The organism is Mycolicibacterium sarraceniae (assembly GCF_010731875.1).
GTDB lineage: Bacteria > Actinomycetota > Actinomycetes > Mycobacteriales > Mycobacteriaceae > Mycobacterium > Mycobacterium sarraceniae.
Map to the genome: position 1 here is coordinate 679,309 of NZ_AP022595.1, position 15,680 is coordinate 694,988.

The 15,680-nt window shown below is 65.4% G+C and carries 17 protein-coding genes, 1 tRNA gene and 2 pseudogenes; 6 read left to right on the top strand and 14 right to left on the bottom strand.

The annotated features are described in order from the left end of the window. Positions 1-37: 37 nt before the first annotated feature. From G6N13_RS03530 to G6N13_RS03550, 5 genes are all read right to left on the bottom strand, one after another. Positions 38-211: a hypothetical protein gene (locus tag G6N13_RS03530; RefSeq protein WP_163694830.1), complete on the bottom strand. Its 174-nt coding sequence runs from the start codon at positions 209-211 to the stop codon at positions 38-40. Positions 212-662: 451 nt separating this feature from the next. Then, complete coding sequence (locus tag G6N13_RS03535) at positions 663-1,850, bottom strand: histidine phosphatase family protein (RefSeq protein WP_163694831.1); 1,188 nt, start codon at positions 1,848-1,850, stop codon at positions 663-665. A 304-nt stretch (positions 1,851-2,154) separates the two neighbouring features. Continuing rightward, positions 2,155-2,346: a hypothetical protein gene (locus tag G6N13_RS25815; protein WP_163694832.1), complete on the bottom strand. Its 192-nt coding sequence runs from the start codon at positions 2,344-2,346 to the stop codon at positions 2,155-2,157. A 3-nt stretch (positions 2,347-2,349) separates the two neighbouring features. Continuing rightward, entirely contained in the window at positions 2,350-2,580 is a 231-nt protein-coding gene (locus G6N13_RS25820) for a hypothetical protein (protein ID WP_163694833.1), read from the bottom strand. A gap of 211 nt (positions 2,581-2,791) precedes the next feature. Continuing rightward, the gene (locus tag G6N13_RS03550; RefSeq protein WP_163694834.1) at positions 2,792-4,012 is read right to left on the bottom strand and encodes a cytochrome P450; all 1,221 of its coding nucleotides are present in this window, start codon (positions 4,010-4,012) and stop codon (positions 2,792-2,794) included. A 164-nt stretch (positions 4,013-4,176) separates the two neighbouring features. On the opposite strand from G6N13_RS03550, the gene G6N13_RS03555 reads away from it, so the two are divergent. Continuing rightward, positions 4,177-4,743, top strand: a complete 567-nt coding sequence (locus G6N13_RS03555) for a TetR/AcrR family transcriptional regulator (RefSeq protein ID WP_163701648.1) — start codon at positions 4,177-4,179, stop codon at positions 4,741-4,743. Here G6N13_RS03555 and G6N13_RS03560 read toward each other — a convergent pair. Beyond that, complete coding sequence (locus tag G6N13_RS03560) at positions 4,740-5,219, bottom strand: bestrophin-like domain (RefSeq protein WP_322789298.1); 480 nt, start codon at positions 5,217-5,219, stop codon at positions 4,740-4,742. The two genes, G6N13_RS03555 and G6N13_RS03560, sit on opposite strands and share 4 nt — an antisense overlap. Positions 5,220-5,379: 160 nt before the next feature. On the opposite strand from G6N13_RS03560, the gene G6N13_RS03565 reads away from it, so the two are divergent. After that, positions 5,380-5,637, top strand: a complete 258-nt coding sequence (locus G6N13_RS03565; protein WP_163694835.1) for a hypothetical protein — start codon at positions 5,380-5,382, stop codon at positions 5,635-5,637. Here G6N13_RS03565 and G6N13_RS03570 read toward each other — a convergent pair. From G6N13_RS03570 to G6N13_RS03580, 3 genes are all read right to left on the bottom strand, one after another. Beyond that, entirely contained in the window at positions 5,601-7,055 is a 1,455-nt protein-coding gene (locus G6N13_RS03570) for an aldehyde dehydrogenase family protein (protein ID WP_163694836.1), read from the bottom strand. The genes G6N13_RS03565 and G6N13_RS03570 overlap by 37 nt on opposite strands. Positions 7,056-7,180: 125 nt before the next feature. Continuing rightward, the gene (locus G6N13_RS03575) at positions 7,181-7,432 is read right to left on the bottom strand and encodes a hypothetical protein (RefSeq protein WP_163694837.1); all 252 of its coding nucleotides are present in this window, start codon (positions 7,430-7,432) and stop codon (positions 7,181-7,183) included. 231 nt (positions 7,433-7,663) lie between these two features. Beyond that, a complete protein-coding gene (locus tag G6N13_RS03580; RefSeq protein ID WP_163694838.1) occupies positions 7,664-8,119 on the bottom strand; it encodes a DUF5313 domain-containing protein in 456 nt (151 codons plus the stop codon). Between the two features lie 75 nt (positions 8,120-8,194). Here G6N13_RS03580 and G6N13_RS24820 point away from each other — a divergent pair. The 3 genes and pseudogenes from G6N13_RS24820 to G6N13_RS03590 form a co-directional block, all read left to right on the top strand. After that, positions 8,195-8,481, top strand: a pseudogene (locus tag G6N13_RS24820) (PPOX class F420-dependent oxidoreductase); the annotation flags it as partial. Then, positions 8,458-8,736: pseudogene (locus G6N13_RS24825) on the top strand (hypothetical protein); the annotation flags it as partial. The pseudogenes G6N13_RS24820 and G6N13_RS24825, both read left to right, overlap by 24 nt. Before the next feature lie 310 nt (positions 8,737-9,046). Continuing rightward, the gene (locus G6N13_RS03590) at positions 9,047-10,450 is read left to right on the top strand and encodes an IS1380 family transposase (protein WP_163694839.1); all 1,404 of its coding nucleotides are present in this window, start codon (positions 9,047-9,049) and stop codon (positions 10,448-10,450) included. Positions 10,451-10,628: 178 nt separating this feature from the next. Here the strand turns inward: G6N13_RS03590 and G6N13_RS03595 are convergent. The 5 genes from G6N13_RS03595 to G6N13_RS03615 all read right to left on the bottom strand — a co-directional run bounded on the left by G6N13_RS03595 (position 10,629) and on the right by G6N13_RS03615 (position 14,854). Next, positions 10,629-10,704: transfer RNA gene (locus G6N13_RS03595), tRNA-Ala, on the bottom strand. A 51-nt stretch (positions 10,705-10,755) separates the two neighbouring features. Next, positions 10,756-11,814: a divisome protein SepX/GlpR gene (sepX, locus tag G6N13_RS03600; RefSeq protein WP_163694840.1), complete on the bottom strand. Its 1,059-nt coding sequence runs from the start codon at positions 11,812-11,814 to the stop codon at positions 10,756-10,758. Between the two features lie 146 nt (positions 11,815-11,960). Next, a complete protein-coding gene (locus G6N13_RS03605) occupies positions 11,961-12,614 on the bottom strand; it encodes a GNAT family N-acetyltransferase (protein ID WP_163701650.1) in 654 nt (217 codons plus the stop codon). Positions 12,615-12,627: 13 nt separating this feature from the next. Beyond that, positions 12,628-13,884: a molybdotransferase-like divisome protein Glp gene (gene glp, locus G6N13_RS03610; protein ID WP_163701653.1), complete on the bottom strand. Its 1,257-nt coding sequence runs from the start codon at positions 13,882-13,884 to the stop codon at positions 12,628-12,630. Positions 13,885-13,933: 49 nt separating this feature from the next. Then, positions 13,934-14,854 carry a UTP--glucose-1-phosphate uridylyltransferase gene (locus tag G6N13_RS03615; RefSeq protein ID WP_163694841.1) on the bottom strand — a complete coding sequence of 307 codons (921 nt, stop codon included), beginning with the start codon at positions 14,852-14,854 and terminating at the stop codon, positions 13,934-13,936. A 63-nt stretch (positions 14,855-14,917) separates the two neighbouring features. Between G6N13_RS03615 and G6N13_RS03620 the strand changes: the two genes are divergently transcribed. Beyond that, positions 14,918-15,523, top strand: a complete 606-nt coding sequence (locus G6N13_RS03620) for a 5-formyltetrahydrofolate cyclo-ligase (protein WP_235677914.1) — start codon at positions 14,918-14,920, stop codon at positions 15,521-15,523. Positions 15,524-15,680 lie beyond the last annotated feature (157 nt).

Genomic DNA, 15,680 nt, shown 5'->3' on the forward strand with positions numbered 1-15,680 from the left:
GTTCACCCACCTTCGCGACAGCCCCCGCATCTCCCCGTCACCCAGTATGCCGCGCCGGACCGCCTTCGCGGATGCCTACCCTGTGGTGCATCCGCACCACTGTCGCGTCGGCGAGCGCCGCTAGCGCCAGACCGAGCCCGAACATCCGCATGAAGGACACATGCGCCGCGATCAGTGCGGCGGCAGTGATCACCCGGCCGATGTGGGCCACCCCCTGATCCGCGACACCAGGAACACTTCGTAGTCCATCGAAGTGTGGTCCAGCCTAGGGTGCCGACCGGGACCGACAGGCCGGCATCCAACGTCGCTTTGCCAAGCAGCAGCCAGCCGCACGCGTACAGCACGTCGAGAACAACTACCACCACGCCATGTGCCCGCCACCAGATGATCCCCGAAGGCGACCACCGCGCAAAGGGGGCCAGCACTTGAAGTGAGGCGACGATGACGAGCGTGGTGGGTGCCAACGTCGGGCCGATACCGCGCGGCGCGAGCGGGTTCCACTACCGCCCTGCCCCCGCCAGTGAGCAAGCCGACCCAGTGACCCGGCGGCCGGATTCTGGTAGCGGTTGGCCACGGGATCCTGTGCCACACCGCGTTCGCGTTGGGTGTCGGCGCGATGAACTGGTGCTCGAATCCCGGTACCTAGGCTGACACGTCTCGGGTCAGGCGGCGGCTTTACTCGCGCTTGCCCGCCGGTTCGAAGCGGCGCCCTTCTTGGCTTCCCCATCTGCCTTACCGGCTGTCTGACCCGAGCCGTTGTGGTCGGAGGCCGCCTGCGATGAGCCCGCCCGGAGCTTGGCACCGGCCTTTGCCTTGCTACCGCTGGTCAGATCCGTCGCGCCGGTCGAGGTTTCACTGGTCGCCGCTACCGCCGCGATCGAGTTAGCCACAGTGGCAGCGGGTTTGGCCGCCGCGCCGCCGGGGAGCACACCACGGATCGCCCGCGCGATGTCGGTGACCGAATCTCTGACGAAGTCGACGCCGGCCTTGGCCACGCTCACCACACCGTCGCGGATGGCGGCCACGATCTTGGTGACATCGCGGGACTTGACGGCTTGTACGACGTTGTAGACCGCGGTCTGCGGGGCGACGACCAGGTTGCGGAGATTGACGAACAGCTGGCCGCCGAGCGACGGATTCTGGCTGACCGCAACACCATCCCAGCTCCGCAGCATCCACCCGTCGTTCGGATTACCGGTCACGACCACGACGGCCGTGTTACCCAGCGGGTGGGTGAGCATCAGCAGGATGTCCGGATTGTCGACGTTCATCATCGTCCAGGCCATGATCGTCGCGCCGTGCGAGAAGAGCACTGGCTTGGTGTCGCCGTTCGCGATGACGTCATCGATCACGCCGTTGACCCGCGCCTCGAACCCGTTGCCGCTCTCACCGCCGGGGATGGGCAGGCTGCGCAGCCCGAGGGTCCAGGCCACCGGGATCAGGAAGTAGCCGATGCGGCCCAGGCCGCTGTCGATGGGCGAACCCTCGAAGATGCCCGCGCTGATCTCGTGGATACCGGCCTTCTCGTACACCGGAAGGTTCGGAAGCAGGGCTTCCAGCGGGGCGGCGGTCTGCTGGGTGCGGATCATGTTCGAGGTGTAAATGCTGTCGTAGCCGCCATTTTTGAGCTGCTGCGCGATGTCGATGGCCTGCTGTTCGCCCAGGGCGGTCAGGTTGGGCCCGGGCACCTTCGTGTCGATGCCGGCACCGGCGATATTGCCGTAGGACTCGCCGTGGCGCACCCAGGTGAGGGTGATCGAATCGGCAGCCCAGGCGGGCAGCGCCGACACCAGGAACAACGCGACAGCAGAAACGACCGTGGCAAGAGCTTTCAGCGCGCGATATCGCATGCAAACTCCATCTGAACGACGCCGTGAAGGTGGAACACCGCCAAAGGCTACCGGCTGTGCGCCCGGTCACAGCACAGAATCGCAAATCTGTCCACAAACGACCTGGCCATGGTCTCAAGAAACTAACGATCTCGTGGATTCTCGGCATCGGCGGCCGCCGACCCCTACCGACCGTGGTGTCGTAGAAGGCAATGTCCTCTCAAGCGATCCGCGCCGCCGGCGCAGCGGCGGCGGCGGCCTGTTCCGCATTGCTCCTCACCGCACTACCGCAGGCCGGCGCGGCACCAGCCTTCGATTCACAGGGTTATGTCGACTCGACAGCGCGTTGTTCGAGCACCGCCGTGCTGTTCGGCAGCACCGACAGTTCACGGGTGGCGATCTGTAAGACGTCCGGCGGATACGAGTACCGCGGCGTGCGGGTCCGCGACGGGGCGAAGCTGGTGTTGCCGGCGTCCAGCGGCGGCGGCGGTTCGTACACCGCAGTCAACGACGGCATCACCTACACGGTGAGCTCCGGCTCACTGGTGGTGAGCTCGGGCGGCAGCACCGTGCGCACGGAGGCGTGGGTGGATTTCCACGGTCCCCAGTCGCAGGCGTCGACCACCTCCTCATCGTCGGCCCCGACAACGTCGGCGCCGACATCATCGAGCACGGCCACATCAACCAGCACGACGCCGACGTCGACCACACCGCTGCCGCCACCGCTGCCCGCCGAAGTCGGCGGCACCACGCGCTAGAGATCTCCCTCGGCAAGCAAGTGGCAGTGTCGGACATGGCCAAGCGCTTCAGTTCCGCAACCAGGCGACGCACGCCCTCGTGAGTGGTCTGCGCCGTCTTCACCTCAGCGAGGCGCAGCAGCGGGGACGTCCAATGATCGCCGGTTATCGCGTCACACCCAGCCGACGGTCCATATGCGGTAGTGGACCGCTCCGACCGACCGGTCAGGTGAGCCGGAGCTCGAGTCGTTCCAGACGGCGCACCAGAAGACTGGGTAGCCACCGGCCGACGCCGGCGGACTCGATCGTCGAGGTGCGTTCGAGGAGTTGTTCGATGACGATTCTGGCTTCCAACCGCGCGAGCGCTGCCCCGATGCAGAAGTGCGAACCCTTGCCGAAAGCGATGTGGCCCTTGCCCTCCGCCCTGTCGAGCCGGAACTCTGCGGGATCATCGAAATGGGATGGGTCTCGGTTCGCCGCACCCCAAAGCAGGAGCAGACGCGACCCCGCAGGGAGTTCAGTGCCGTACAGCTCGGTGTCGTTGACGACGTGGCGGTAGTGGGCACGGAAGGGCGGCTCGTAGCGCAGTACCTCTTCCAGGAATGCCCCCACGAAGGAGGGCTCGGCGCGGAGTCGTTGTTGTAGTTCGGTGTGTGTCGCGAGAAGGTAAGCGGCGGAACCGATCAGCGAAGCAGTGGATTCACCCCCGGCGCTGAAGAGCGTGATCATCATCGTCTGCGCCGCGATACTGTTCAGAGCGCCGGTCGCGCACGCCGAGGCCAGATCCCCCAGCAGATCGTCGCGGGGGTCTGCTGCCGCACGGCCGAACTGTTCGGTTATGTAGGCGCTGAGTTCCATCACCGCGACGCCCGCGGACTCCATATCAGCCTGGGTCACCAGGCCTTCGACCATCTGGGTGGCGGCGTATCCCCAATCGATGAGCTTGTCGATATCGGTATCGGGGACGCCGATGATGCGGCCGACGATCATCATCGGCAGGCGATTGGCCACCGCGCTCATCCACTCGATGCCAACGCCTTTCGCATCCTCGTCCCACAACTGCGCCGCGGCGTCGGCGATGTAGGGCTCGAACCCGCGAATGCGCTTGACGACCAAGTGCGGCAGCAAGAGCTTCCGGTGCACCGAATGCGCGGGCTCGTCAGCGGTCGCCAGCGCCTGCATCGGTCCGCCGAGTTCACCGATCTGGAATTCGGTGACGGCACCGCCCGGTTGACACATCATCGTCGCGGTCAGGTTGGACGAGAAATCACCGCACCGGCTGACCGCCTCGTTGACCGCAGCCCAACTGCTCACGGCGTAAAAACCCGAGTCCCCGATGTGGTGGACGTGCCCGGCCCGATGCATCCGCGCGTACAGCTCGTGCGGATCCTGGATGTACCGGTCGTCGAACAGCGCCAGTCCCAAACCGGTATCCGCCGATGTCACTTTTCTACGCTGAGCCGCCCGCACCCGGCGCGTCAATGACAATCGATCAAGTCGCGAAACTGATCCCCCGGCGGAAACGCCCATTGTCTCAAACCAGCGTATTTACCTGCAGAAAGAGTGATATCGGCAGCATTCTTTGTCTCATCCCTGAGAATATGGCAATCATGGCGCACGGCGATTGGGTAATTGGTGGCGATCGCTCGACAGCCGCGGCGAATCGCATCTACGCGGCCGCGACCGAGCTCGTCGTCCGAGACGGGCTCGACGCCCTCGACATCGACACCGTGGCAGCGAAGGTCCACTGCTCGCGCGCCACGGTGTACCGCCATGCCGGGGGTAAGGCCCAGATTCGCGACGCGGTGCTGACGCGTCTGGCGGCGGGCATCGTCCAAAAGGTGCGCGACGCCGTCGACGGTCTCACCGGTTCGGATCGCGTGCTTGTCGCGATCACAGTGGCGCTGCAGCTGATCCGGTCGGACCCGTTGCGGCGGCTGATGTTCAGCGCGGGCAACCTACCCGACGTCAAGGAACTGCACTCGTCACCCGTGCTGGCTCACCTTGCCGCCGAGCTTACCGGCATTACCGACGACGATCCCCAAGCGGCGCAGTGGATCGTGCGGATCGTCGTATCCCTGGCCTACTCGCCGATCGCGAATGTCCGCGACGAGCGAGCGGTGCTCGAGCGTTTCGTGGCGCCCGCGTTCGATCGGAACCCACGAGACACTGACTAGCCAGAGGGTTGGCCGAGAACCGAAATAACCTCGTCCAAAGGATCATTCGTGGTTGAGATGCCTCCGATGATCCGGTGAGACAACTCGAGTAGGAGCAACAGATTGGTCGCGACGATCACGCCGACGATCGCCACCATCGGATAGTGCGTCCCAGGCTTCTCAACTCCGTAGATGATGACTGTGCCGAGCCCCATGACCCTGGTCAGGAAGATGACCGCCCACAATGGCCACGGCGGCCCGGTGTCTTCGCGGGCGGTCAGCAGGCGAAGAGTGCGCGCCTGACTGATCTTGTCCAGGTTGAACTGCCACCGCCCCTTCGGCCTGGCGTTGGCGTCGGCGGTATTGGTCTGGCCCCACATCGACGAGACGATGAAACCGATCAAGAAGGCATAGACGAAGCCGATGAAGCTGTCGGTGAATTTGGTGACATCATTGTGCTCATCACGCGTGAGGACCGGGAACTGTCGCCGAACCACTTGGCGAGCAGCACCGCTCCCCCGGCGGTCACGCCCACCAGACCGACGAGAAGCAGCCGCGGCGGGATATGGCTCACAATCCATCCAGTCATCGGGTCCGACTCTTTGGGTTCGCCGGTTGGTGGACAGCCGATTCCCCCGCAGACGGCCCGACCGGTGGATGTCCGCGACACTGGAAGCCCGGCTCGAAGAGGCCTTGACCTTCACCGCACCGTGCGTCACCGACCGGCTGGTGCGGGATGGGGTCACCGACGATCCGGCAGAGGCGGAGCAGCTGTTCACAGAGGCCAAGCGATACCTGGTGCTCTGCGCGGCGACTCCGTGGATGTGCCAGGCAGCATCGCCCTCCATCGAGTCAGTCCTCGTCGGTGGTCCGTTCGATTACAGCTGGGCCCACACGGATTTGGTCTTGAGGTAGGCGTCCAGTCCGTCCTTGCCGAACTCATGGCCCCAACCGGACTGCTTGTAGCCGCCGAAGGGCACGTCGTGGTCGAAGATCAGCTGGCAGTTAATCTGCACGCTGCCCGCCTGCAGGCGCTTCACGAGCCGGTGGCCCCGGCTGATGTTGGTGGTCCACACCGTGCCCGCAAGCCCGTAGCTCGTGTCGTTGGCCATCGCGATGGCTTCGTCTTCGTCGTCGAACGGGATGATCGACACCACCGGTCCGAAGATCTCCTGCTGATAGAGGCGCATGCTGGGGTCGACGTTGGTGAGCACCGTGGGGTGTACGAAGTACCCCCTGCGATCGAGCCGGTGCCCGCCGGTGACCACCTCGGCGCCGTCGCGCTTACCTTCGTCGATGAATCCCAGGACCCTGTCGAGTTGTTTGGCACTGATCAGCGGGCCGCTCATGACTCCTTCTTCGTCCGGGCCGCCGTACTTCATGAAGTTGGCCACTCCGGCGATACCTTCGACGACCTGGTCGTAGACGCCGCGCTGCACGAAAATCCTTGAGCCGCAGACGCAGCCCTGGCCGGAATGCACGAAGATGCCCATGGCGGCGCCGAAGATGGCCTGGTCCAGATCGGCATCGTCGAAGATCAGCACCGGCGACTTGCCGCCAAGCTCGAGCATGACCTTCTTGAGGTTGCCGGCTGAGGCCTGCACGATCATCTTGCCGACCTCGGTGGAGCCGGTGAAGGCGACCTTCTCGACTTCAGGGTGCGCGCTGATCGCCGCCCCCGCGGTGTGCCCGTATCCGGTCAGCAGGTTCACCACACCGTCGGGGACGCCGGCCTGGGAGATAAGCTTATCGAGCAGTAATGCCGAAAGTGGCGTCTCCTCAGCGGGTTTCACTAGGCTGCTGCACCCCGCCGCGAGCGCGGGGGCGATCTTGGCGCATGCATTGAAGATCGGTCCATTCCACGGAAAGATCAGGCCGACAACGCCATAGGGCTCCTTGAGCGTGTAAGCGTGGAGGTTGACGTAGCTTTCGGCGGCAATGCCGGTGGTCTTCACGTCATAGGAAGTGCCGTTGATCTTGGAACACCAACCGGCGTAGTAGCGGAAGAATTCGGCGCAGGTGGGGACCACCATCTCCGACTGCAGTTTCATCATTCCGGTGTTGGCAGAGTCGATCGCCGCGAACTCGGCCGCATGCTCGTCGATCAGATCGGCGATCCGCCACATCACCTTGGCCCGCTCGCGCCCGGGCAGTTCGGACCAGACACCGGATTCGAATGACGACCTGGCCCGCCCGACCGCCTCGTTGACGGCCTTCTCGCCGCAGTCGGTGAACTCCCCGATCCGCTCCTCGCTCACCGGATCAATGATCGGGATGATGTCGCCGTCACCTGGCCGGTTTCGAATGTCGTCCAGTACGGCCTGCAGCGTCATCGTTGACCTCATCTTGTTGGCGGCGTCGAGCGGTTCCAATGCTGTGCAACTGCTTAGCAGAAAGGCATGTGACGGGTCAATAGCCGCATCTGCGGCAGGAACAACTGATAGCTCCGCGGGAGCGGTTACATCTTTTGCGGTGTGGCCCAAACTGGCCGCCTGGCCGCCCAACGAATGACCGACGACGACCACCCATCGGGTTCCTCGGCAGGGACGGCGGCGGCAAGATCCTGCTGCAGAACCTCGCCCGAGGCGAACTCCCGGTTGAGATCGGGAGCGGTCGAGCTGACCGAAAGGCGACCGCGCACGTCGTCCCAAAAACCGGGACCCAGCGGTGTGCCGTGCAGCAGCATCCATTGCGTCGCAGGTCCGGTCATCAGCGCTCGATTCGATCGCTAGGGGCCGCGAGCGTCGAAGGCCGTGTGTCGTTCGTGGCGACTCCGGCAGCCGGCTTCGGTGCTCAGATCGAGCTGGTACCTGCCCTCACCGATCGAACCATGTTGTCCCACATCTATTCTCGGATCAAGAAGCAGATGATTGACGGCACCCACGCACCGCACGAAACCCGGCCATCCCGTTGCCGGCTCGTCACCAGGTGAGGCGGCGGCTCAGAAGAACGGGTTGCTGTTCTTCTGGTACTCGGCTTCTTGCGGCCGAGGTCCGAAGCGGGCGATGTAGTCCTGGTCGACCTGCGCGTTCTTCTGACGTTTGAGGACGTCAACCAGATTGGGATCCAGACCGTGCGCGGCGAGCCGGTGCCGTCGCCACACCTTGTTCAGGGCCAGTGAGATGGCCAAAGCCCAGCAGTAGATGGGCACCGTCATGGTCGAGTGCACATACAGGGCATCTTGTTCGACAGGGAACAACCAGAAGGGCGCCAGGACGAAGATCGGCGGTATCGCCATCCTGATCATGAAGCGCCTGACGCTGCCCGGACCTGCGAGGTCGTTGGCTACCCAGTCACGCATGCTCGCCGGCAAGCGGCGGAAGCCGTACGCGTAGGCGACGGTTTGGAGAAAGTTAGGCCTGGTGGCGGACGTGGTCTCCTCCTCGGTTCGATGCACCCAGTGGCACCTTACTCGCCTCTTCGGTGACAGATATCAGCCGGCTGACGCAGCTGTCAGTCCTGGCCTCGATGCATGGAACAACTCGCAGAAGAAGTAATTGCATTCCTGTCCGCCGGCACCCGCACCGCCAAGCTGGGCTACGCCGCCGCCGACGGCAGACCGCTGGTGGCTCCGGTGTGGTTCGTCGTCGAGGGCAACGAACTGGTGTTCAACACCGGAAAGGACGCCGCCAAGGGGCGCGCACTGAGCCGCCGCCCGCGGGTGGCGTGTGCGTGGACGACGAGCATCCCCCGTTCTCATTCGTGCAAGTCCGGGGAACGGCGTCGACGTCCGAAGACCCCGACGGCATGATCCGGATCGTCGTAGCCCACGACAACCCGGGTACCGCGAACTGGGTCGAAACCCCGGGCCATCGACGCGGCTACCTGCAGTTCCGCTGGCAGCGGACATCACGCGAGTTCAGCAGGGCCGAGGGGCCGATTGCCGAGGTCGTCGACTTCGACGCGATACCGTCCAGGTTGCAGTACTTTGACTATAACGCCATCAGCAATGACGAGTTCCGAACTCGAATTGCTCTGCGCCAGAATCAAATCGCGAACCGCATGGGGGCGTAGCCACCTTGGTGGGAGAATGTGGAGCTAACCTCGATATGCCGACCTGTTTGACACCGACCCAGACGCGGTGGCGGTCGAGTTGGATACGGCAATCAAAGCTGCTGCGGCACAGGCTGATCGGGACTCGAAATTGAAGGCTACTGCGGGCCGGTTGCGGGCCGGGACACCCGAACCCGTCTAGCCAGCTAAACCTGAATCCACCGACTGACCTGGTTGTCTGCAGGGTGTCGGAATGAAGAAAGTGCCCTCTGAGCTGGGATGATTGGTGTTCTCGAGGCATCAATCGGGCCAGTTCAGAAAGGCACTTCCGGTGCAAGTTTCGCATACGTTCTCCGCTGAGTCAGCAGTGTTCGACGACGGCAATCTCGTGTCGTCTGCTGGGCTGGTCCCGGTGATGAGATTGGCCCAGCAGACCGGGCTGCTCACCTTGCTCGAGGAGAAGGTCCAGATCACGACGCCGCGGATCAAGTCCGGGTCGGCGAACCCGGCGCCGAAGCTGGCCACCGTGATCGCAGGGATGCTCGCCGGTGCGGACTGCATCGATGACATCGACGTGCTGCGCAGCGGCGGGATGACGACACTCTTCGACGGCGTGTACGCACCCTCGACGGTGGGAACACTGTTGCGAGAGTTCACCTTCGGTCATGCCCGCCAGTTGGAGTCGGTGCTGCGCGAGCATCTGGTCGCGTTGTGTTCCCGGGTTGATCTGCTCCCCGCCGCCGATGAGCGGGTGTTCATCGACATCGATTCGCTACTACGACCGGTCTACGGTCACGCCAAACAAGGCGCCTCCTACGGCCACACCAAGATCGCCGGCACGCAGATCCTGCGCAAGGGACTCTCCCCGCTGGCGACCACGATCAGCACCGCGGGCTCGGTGCCGGTGATCGCCGGGATGCGGCTCCGCGCCGGGCGGACCAGTTCAGCCAAGGGCGCCGGGCGGATGGTCGCCCAGGCCATCGGCACCGCCCGCGCCGCCGGAGCCAGCGGCCCAATTCTGGTCCGCGGCGACTCGGCCTACGGCAACCGCGCAGTGGTGCAGACCTGCCTACGCGCGGGCGCTCAGTTCTCGCTGGTGATGACACGCAACCCCGCTGTGGACCGCGCGATCAACGCGATCGAGGAGACCTCGTGGACCCCCGTGTCCTATCCCGGTGCGGTCCGCGACCCTGATACCGGCGGCTGGATCTCCGATGCCGAAGTCGCCGAAATCCCCTACACCGCCTTCGCATCCACCCCCGACCGGATCACGGCCCGACTGGTCGTGCGCCGGGTCAAGGACGCCCGCTTCCCCGACGCGTTGTTCCCGGTGTGGCGGTATCACCCGTTCTTCACCAACACCGACCTACCCGTCGCCGACGCCGATATCACCCACCGCCACCACGCCATCATCGAAACCGTGTTCGCCGACCTGATCGACGGACCGCTGGCTCACATCCCCTCGGGACGCTTCGGCGCGAACTCCGCCTGGGTGCTGTGCGCGGCGATCGCCCACAACCTGCTCCGCGCCGCCGGCGTCCTCGCCGGAGAACCACACACCCGGGCACGCGGATCGACGCTGCGCCGCAAGATCGTCAACATCCCGGCCCGCCTCGCGCGCCCCCAACACCGACCGGTCCTGCACCTACCCAGTCACTGGCCCTGGTCAAGGACCTGGCTTGCACTGTGGCACAACACCATCGGACATAGCCCACCACTGACCGCCACACCCTGACCACTCGCCGAACAGGCCCAACCGGAACGCACAGGAAAAGCTGGACAGACCAGCAGCTATCCCATGCCCGCCAAACGATCGTCGGAATCGACGAACCTCAACTCACATCAACAACGAACATCGGTGGATCGAGGCTAAATCACAAACCCCTCCCGTGCAGCTTGGTAGGGGTTTTCCCTGGTGGAGCTAAGGGGAATCGAACCCCTGACCTTCTCGATGCGAACGAGACGCGCTACCAACTGCGCTATAGCCCCTTGATCCGTAGCAGGCTACCAGCCGGAGCCCGCCTTACCGAAACCGGTGACCTACTGGCCGGCCGCGCGCGGCAGGTCGAAGTGCCGGGCGAACGCGACCTCGTCGAGGTGCTCGAAGATCGGGTCCTCGTCGTCGATGTCGAGCACCGCGGCACCCGGCCGGCGCAACCGTGACGGCACCACGTCGAACTCGCGGTCCTCGGTGTTCTCCACCCCGAGGCGCGACCGTGCCATCCGCTTCTGACGACGCCGGCGCACCTGCTCCTCGATCCGCGTCTGGCGGCGCAGATAACCCAGGTACAGGATCGTCACGGCACCGGCCGACCCGCAGGCCCACCACAGATCGGGGCTGACGGTGAAGGACAGCACAGCCGTGATCACCATGGCCGCCGCCATCGCCATCAGCATGCGCTTGCGGAAGCGGTACTTGCGCGCGCTGACCGCCGCGGCCGTCGCCTCGGCCCGGCGCGGCCGGCTGGCTCGCGGAGCACTGACTGTGGCCGGCTCTTCCTCGGCCTCGAGGCCCGAAGTGTCCTCGACGTATTCATATTCGTCGGCCGTGCCGTCCTGCGGCTCGTCCTCGGCGATCGCCTGGAACGTGTCGGTGGCCTCGCCCTCGGCGATGGTTTCCGGCTCGTCATCATCGGCGACGACAGGTTCTTCCGCCACCGGCTCGGGAGCCTCGTCGAACGCTGGAGCTTCGTCGAACAGGGTCGGCTGCGGCTCTGCCACCCGAGCAGTGCCACCGACGGGCAGCGCACCGGAGTCCTCGTCGACCACGTCGACGTCGAGGTAGTCGGGCTCGGCCTCCTCGAACACCGCGGCAACCACGACGACCGAACGGGTGCGCGACGGCGCTACCTCGTCATCAGATCCCTCATCGAAGTGGTCTTCCTCGGGCTGCCACTCTGGGTCGTGCCGATGCCCGGCAGACGGTCCGCTGCGCTTGAATCGGCGCGATTTCGCGCCCCCGTTGAGCACCCGGGTGGCCAGCGCGACGTCACTGGTACGTCGGACGTTGTCGCGCTTGCTGATGAGCATTGGAACCAGAACGAACAACCAAAGCACCACGAGCGATATCCAGAGCAATGACTGGGGGATGCTTGGCATGATGGCCTGCTCCTTTCCCGTCCAGGCTAGGTCCGTGACCTACGCAAACCGTGACGGCGCGCCGGGCTCAATTACACACGTGTAATTACCCCTTTACAAGCACCAACAGCCCCAAATGTCACATTAGTAACAAGGAGGCTCGGCGATCATGCCCACTGAGCCAGACCGCGGTGCACCAACCGGCCCGTTACCGACCCCTCGATCTCCTCCACCGTCATCGCCACCAGCAGGTGGTCCCGCCACGCGCCATCGACGTCGAGGTACCGCTCGAGAAGGCCTTCCTCCCGGAAGCCGACCTTGCCCAACACCGCCCGGCTCGCCGCGTTCTCCGGGCGCACCGTCGCCTCTACCCGGTGCAACGTGACCGGCCCGAAACAGTGGTCCAGACCCAGCGCCAACGCCCCCGTGGCCACCCCGGCTCCGGTCACCGCACTGGACACCCAATAACCGATCCAGGCCGAGCGCAACGCCCCGTGCGTCACGTTGCCGATCGTGAGCTGGCCGCAGAACTGCCCGTCAAGTTCGATCACATACGGCAGCATCCGGCCCTTACGCGCTTCCGCGCGCAGTCCCGAACACACCGGCGGCCATGACGAAACTGCATGCCGCACAGCCCAATCCACCTCAGCCGTCGGCTCCCAAGGTTCAAGGTAGCGACGATCGGCCATCCGGATACGGCTCCACATCGCCGCGTCACGCATCCGCACCGGACGCAACCGGATGACACCGGCGCCGACCCGGAGCGGACCAACCCGCATAGGCCAGCCAGGGTGCAGAGAGCTGTTACGCCACAGATTCACAATGATCCGCGGTTCAGCCGCGTTGAGCCAGGAAGGCGACATCGACCAACTCGCCGGTCCGGACCTGATCGACCTCGGTGGGCACCACCACCAGGCAGTTGGCCTCGGCCAGCGTTGCCAACAAATGCGACGAGGCGCCCGGCACGCCGCCGAGTGCCTGCACCAGATACTCGCCGGTGTCCTGGTCGCGCATCAGCTGCCCGCGCAGGAATCCCTTCCGGCCCGCGACCGACGAGATCGGCGATAGCGCGCGGGCTTGCACGACACGCCGCATCGGCTGCCGCTTACCCAGCGACAGCCGGATCAATGGGCGAACCATGACCTCGAAAACCACCAGAGCGCTCACCGGGTTGGCCGGCAGCAGGAAGGTCGGCACGCCTTCGCGACCGAGCTGGCCGAAACCCTGGACCGACCCCGGATGCATGGCGATACGGGTGACTTCCATCTCGCCGAGCTTGGATAGCACCGTGCGCACCCCCTCGGCGGCCGCGCCGCCGACGGCACCGGCAATCACCACCAGCTCGGCGCGATTGAGCTGACCCTCGACCACCTCACGCAGAGCCTTGGGCTCGGTGCTGACGATGCCGACCCGGTTCACCTCGGCCCCCGCATCGCGAGCCGCGGCGGCGATCGCATACGAGTTCACGTCGTAGACCTGGCCGTTGCCGGGCGTACGGGCGATATCGACCAGCTCGCCACCCACACTGAGCACAGTCACCCGCGGCCGCGGATGCACCAATACCCGTTCGCGACCGACCGCCGCCAGCAACCCGACCTGTGCGGCGCCGATGATCGCGCCCGCACGTACCGCGACATCGCCGGGCTGTACGTCATCGCCGGCCCGGCGCACATAGGCCCCGGACCGAACCCCGCGTAGCACCCGCACCCGCGCCTGGCCGCCATCGGTCCACCGCAGCGGGAGCACCGCGTCGGCCAGCGTCGGCATCGGCGCACCGGTCTGTACTCGCGCCGCCTGTTTGGGCTGCAGCCGGCTCGGCGTGCGGGTACCCGCTTCGATCACACCCATCACCGGCAGGCTGATCTCGCCGCCAGCCCGCTCGTCGTCGGCGTCGCCGCCGATTCCCTGCACATCCACGCTGCGTACGGCGTAACCGTCGATGGCGGCCTGGTCGAAACCAGGCAATGGATGCTCGGTGATGACTTCCTCAGCGCACATCAGGCCCTGAGCCTCGGCGATCGGCACCCGGACGGGCCGTGGCGCCACCGCGGCGGCCGCCACCCTGGCTTGCTGTTCCTCTACCGAACGCACCACGCGCCTTTCTGCTTCGAGCACCGGTCGCACGGGCCCGCCGCAGCTTCTACTGTTCGGTCTTCCCGGCCAGGCCTAGGCGCGCCACCAACCATCGCCGCAAATCCGGGCCATAGTCGTCACGATCCAACGCAAAGTCAACCGCAGCCTTGAGGTAGCCGCCGGGATTTCCCAAGTCGTGTCGAGAGCCGCGGTGCACCACGACATGCACCGGATGGCCTTCTTTGATCAGCAACTCGATGGCGTCGGTCAACTGGATCTCGCCGCCGACGCCCTTGTCGACTCGGCGCAGCGCGTCGAAGATCGCCCGGTCCAGCAGGTAGCGGCCGGCCGCCGCGAACAGCGACGGCGCATCCTCCGCCTTGGGCTTCTCGACCATGCCGTTGACCTTGAGCACGTTCGGGTTGGCCGCATCGGGCACGGGTTCGACATCGAAGACGCCGTAGGCGCTGACTTCCTCTTCCGTCACCTCGATCGCGCACAGCACCGTGCCGCCGCGCTTGGCCCGCACCTTCGCCATCGTCTCCAGCACGCCGGTGGGCAGCACCAGATCATCGGGCAACAGCACCGATACCGCGTCCTCGTCCGGCGACAACACCGCTTCCACGCAGCCGACGGCGTGGCCCAAGCCCAAGGGTTCGTGCTGAATGACGGACTCGACCTTGATCAGGGCGGGCGCACGGCGCACCTTTTCCAGCATCGCCTTCTTGCCGCGGGCCTCCAGCGTGCCTTCGAGGACGAGATCCTCCACGAAGTGGGCGACCACGCTGTCCTTGCCTTCGGAGGTGATGATCACCAGCCGCTCGGCACCGGCCTCAGCGGCTTCCTCGGCGACCAGCTCGATGCCGGGGGTGTCCACCACGGGCAACAATTCCTTGGGCACCGTCTTGGTGGCGGGCAGGAAACGCGTACCCAACCCGGCCGCCGGAACGATCGCCGTACGCGGAAACGGGACCTCTGACGGCCTCATCGTTCACACCCTATCGCCATCATGTTGGCCCTTCACTCTGGCGCAATTGACACGCGCGCTGACATGGTGGACGGCGTGGTCGCCGGTAGCAAAGCCCAACACAGGCAAGCCCTCTTGGCGGCGCGACGCGCGGTTCCCGGTGCGACCCGGACGGACGAGGCGCTGGCATTGGCCGGTCACCTCGGCGAGTTCGTGGCTCCCGGCGACACCGTGTGCGCCTACCTGCCCGTCGGCACTGAGCCCGGTTCGCCGCACCTGGTGGACCGGCTTCGTGAGCTGAGCGCCCGAGTGCTGTTGCCGGTGACTCGCTTCGGCGGCGACGGTGAGCCATTGGCTCTGATGTGGGGTGTCTACGTCCCCGGCGCGCTGGTCGCCGCCCGGTTCGGCCTGCTCGAGCCCGCCGAGCCCTGGTTGCCCAGCTTGGTGGTGGCGCAGGCCGACACGGTGCTGGTCCCAGCACTGGCGGTGGACCGCAATGGAATTCGGCTGGGGCGTGGCGGTGGGTTCTACGACCGGTCGCTGCCCCTGTGCCGACCCGGCGCCAGGCTCGTCGCGGTGGTCCGCGACGACGAGGTTGTCGACGAACTGCCTAGTGCGGCGCACGACGTTCGGATGACCCATGCCCTCACCCCCGCACAAGGACTGTTCGCGCTGGCCCACACGTTGTGAGGCCCTCGACTCACGATGCACCCGAGCGTCCCCCCTCAAACCCCTTTTGACGCTTTTCGTCACACCGCTCCCGCGTGCGGCATTGGGGGAATGATGCGTACCACATGGCTGTTCTAGCACTTGGCACGATAGAGTGCTAAAGACCAAGTTTCGTCCC

Coding starts and splice junctions, on each gene's coding strand:
- G6N13_RS03535 (WP_163694831.1), bottom strand. CDS start 1,850: ATGCGATATCGCGCGCTGAAAGCTCTTGCCACGGTCGTTTCTGCTGTC.
- G6N13_RS25815 (WP_163694832.1), bottom strand. CDS start 2,346: ATGCCGTCGTTGACTGCGGTGTACGAACCGCCGCCGCCGCTGGACGCC.
- G6N13_RS03555 (WP_163701648.1), top strand. CDS start 4,177: ATGGCGCACGGCGATTGGGTAATTGGTGGCGATCGCTCGACAGCCGCG.
- G6N13_RS03565 (WP_163694835.1), top strand. CDS start 5,380: ATGTCCGCGACACTGGAAGCCCGGCTCGAAGAGGCCTTGACCTTCACC.
- G6N13_RS03570 (WP_163694836.1), bottom strand. CDS start 7,055: ATGACGCTGCAGGCCGTACTGGACGACATTCGAAACCGGCCAGGTGAC.
- G6N13_RS03575 (WP_163694837.1), bottom strand. CDS start 7,432: ATGACCGGACCTGCGACGCAATGGATGCTGCTGCACGGCACACCGCTG.
- sepX (WP_163694840.1), bottom strand. CDS start 11,814: ATGCCAAGCATCCCCCAGTCATTGCTCTGGATATCGCTCGTGGTGCTT.
- G6N13_RS03615 (WP_163694841.1), bottom strand. CDS start 14,854: ATGAGGCCGTCAGAGGTCCCGTTTCCGCGTACGGCGATCGTTCCGGCG.
- G6N13_RS03620 (WP_235677914.1), top strand. CDS start 14,918: ATGGTGGACGGCGTGGTCGCCGGTAGCAAAGCCCAACACAGGCAAGCC.